This window comes from Hydrocoleum sp. CS-953, assembly GCF_002260545.1.
Taxonomy (GTDB): domain Bacteria; phylum Cyanobacteriota; class Cyanobacteriia; order Cyanobacteriales; family Microcoleaceae; genus Trichodesmium.
In genome coordinates this window covers 1-2,673 of the sequence record NZ_LGSU01000300.1, presented here as the reverse complement: position 1 = coordinate 2,673, position 2,673 = coordinate 1, and the positions used below count along the sequence as shown (strand labels likewise).

Below are 2,673 nucleotides of genomic sequence, written 5' to 3'. Positions count from 1 at the left end.
TTTTATTCAATCCTCTTCCTTTTAGGGAGAGGTAATTATCAATTATCAATTATTGAACCACATTTGTGACAAAAAGAGCGATCGCCACTAAAGTAAAAATAGTCTTCTGTATTGTTAATTCTGACTTCATCCATATACATCAGTCACTGACTTAGGAACTTGAGAAATTATCTTCACTAGCTTACTGTTAATATATATTCGGAATTTATGTGGCAACACGCAATTATTACAGGTGGTTCTAGTGGTATTGGTAAAGAAATTGCTAAACTATTAGCTAGTCAAGGAAGCAATATATCAATTATTGCTCGTAACTCTAAAAAATTAGAAGCAGCAAGAGTAGAAATAACTACTAATGTGGTTAATTCAAAACAGAAAATAATTGCTGTATCTGTAGATGTTGCTAATAGATTAGAAGTAGAAAATGGGATTCACCAAACTATAAAGGAAATAGGTGTTCCAGATTTATTAATTACTGCTGCGGGTATTTCTTATCCTGGTTATTTTCGGGAGTTACCAATAGAAATATTTGAACAAACAATGGCGATTAATTATTTTGGTTCTCTCTATTGTGTACGAGCTGTTTTGCCAATAATGGAACAACAAAAAAAAGGGCAAATAGTGATGATTTCTTCTGGTGCTGGTTTGATAGGAATTTATGGTTATACTCCCTATTGTCCTAGTAAGTTTGCTATTCGAGGTTTAGCAGAATCTTTGCGGGGAGAGTTGAAGTTATCTGGAATTTCTGTTTCTGTTGTTTATCCACCTGATACAGATACGCCACAATTAGAGGAAGAGAATAAAACTAAGCCTTTAGAAACTAAAAATATTACTGCTACTTCTGGGTTATGGAATGCAACGGATATGGCTGTTGAAATATTGCGGGGAGTGAGGAAAAAAAGTTTTGTAATTGCTCCTGGTTTAGAAATGACTTTATTAGATAAATTGCATAGTTTATTAGCTCCAATAATTCAGTGGTATATGGATTTAATTGTGATTAAAACNGAATAAAACTAAGCCTTTAGAAACTAAAAATATTACTGCTACTTCTGGGTTATGGAATGCAACGGATATGGCTGTTGAAATATTGCGGGGAGTGAGGAAAAAAAGTTTTGTAATTGCTCCTGGTTTAGAAATGACTTTATTAGATAAATTGCATAGTTTATTAGCTCCAATAATTCAGTGGTATATGGATTTAATTGTGATTAAAACTCTCAAAAAGGGTTGAATGAATTTTGAGTAGAGAAAATTCAGAAATTTTTAGGGATAGATAAGAGTATTTTGTCTGGAATAGTAATTTTAGTTTTCGGTTATATTAAATCCGGTAGTATTTAGTACAATTAATACCTCTTAGAGGTTTGGTTAGCCAACCCCAGTCCTACTTGGAGTTTTTGGCTTTTTTAGAATCTCCTAATTCCAAAGTAAGGGGATTTGATATTAGGTGAACTATTGTTTCATAAGTTTATCAAGTGGATTAAGTTCACAAGCACTCTTGATGTGCTAAAATTTTTACTCGTAATGTTTTATAGGATTAAAATATAGTTGTATTGAATAATAATAGGGCGACATAGAAAATCTTCTTTTTGATACATAATATTAAATCCGGTAGTATATAGGGGTTTGGTGACTAAACCTCTACCAAACTAATAGACTTAGAGTTTGTACCAATACTAATAGTAGAATTCTTTTCTCGAAAGCAAATAGATTTAATATAACCTACAAAATTTACCACACTCTACTTAAATTTAATTGCTATATCTAGGTTTTATATCAAATCCGGTAGTATCGGTTCAAAAAGCATAGAAACCGGGTTTGTTTTAAATGCTCCAGCATATTATAGCGCTACGCATTAAGGCTCTTGACATTTCTAAATCCTAAAACCCTTTATTAGTCTACTATTCCCTATTCCCTATTCCCTATTNGGCTCTTGACATTTCTAAATCCTAAAACCCTTTATTAGTCTACTATTCCCTATTCCCTATTCCCTATTCCCTAGCGCGTAGCGCTATAACATCTACCTCCCACAAACCCGGTTTCTTATTACTCTGATTTATCGCGAACTGTAGCAAGCGGATTTGATATTAGCAATTATTTCAAGTATTTTTTCTCCTTAATAACTACAAGCTTTAGAAATGAGGGTTCTTTGCAATTTTTTAAGTTATTAAGCGACAAGTCTAGTGTATAATTTTTTGGTCTTTGCTCAAGTGGAAAAAATCAAAAAAATGACTATCAACTATCCCAGTATTATGAATTGTGTTTTAAATTCTCTTCTAGGAATAATTTTTACTATTGGAATATCTAGTATTCCCAAATCTACTACTCAAGCTCAAGTTACCAATTTCGATAATTTTTTTGATTGGTGTAATCAAAAAGATAATATTTCATCAGAAGCTAAACGTACTGTTGAAGCAATTTTAGTAAAATTTGGTACGGAAGATTGTCCTAAAGCTGCTCAAATAGCATCTTTCACTGAGAGATTAAATCTAATGAGCAGGCAAATTTCCGATGTTAAACCTATCGCTTCTTTGCCTAATTTAACTAGATTAGTTTTACACAATAATCAAATATCAGACTTAACTCCTTTAGCATCATTAACAAACTTAGAAAGACTCTACCTTGCTTATAACAAAATATCAGATATTACTCCGATAGAGTCACTCACAAAATTACAAGAAC

The 2,673-nt window shown here is 32.1% G+C and carries 1 protein-coding gene and 1 pseudogene; both read left to right on the top strand.

The annotated features are described in order from the left end of the window. Window positions 1–207 precede the first annotated feature (207 nt). Window positions 208–1,001, top strand: a pseudogene (locus AFK68_RS02735) (SDR family oxidoreductase); the annotation flags it as partial. 1,218 nt (window positions 1,002–2,219) lie between these two features. Next, the coding region (locus AFK68_RS02725; protein ID WP_143437452.1) for a leucine-rich repeat domain-containing protein at window positions 2,220–2,673 on the top strand (454 nt) is incomplete at its 3' end.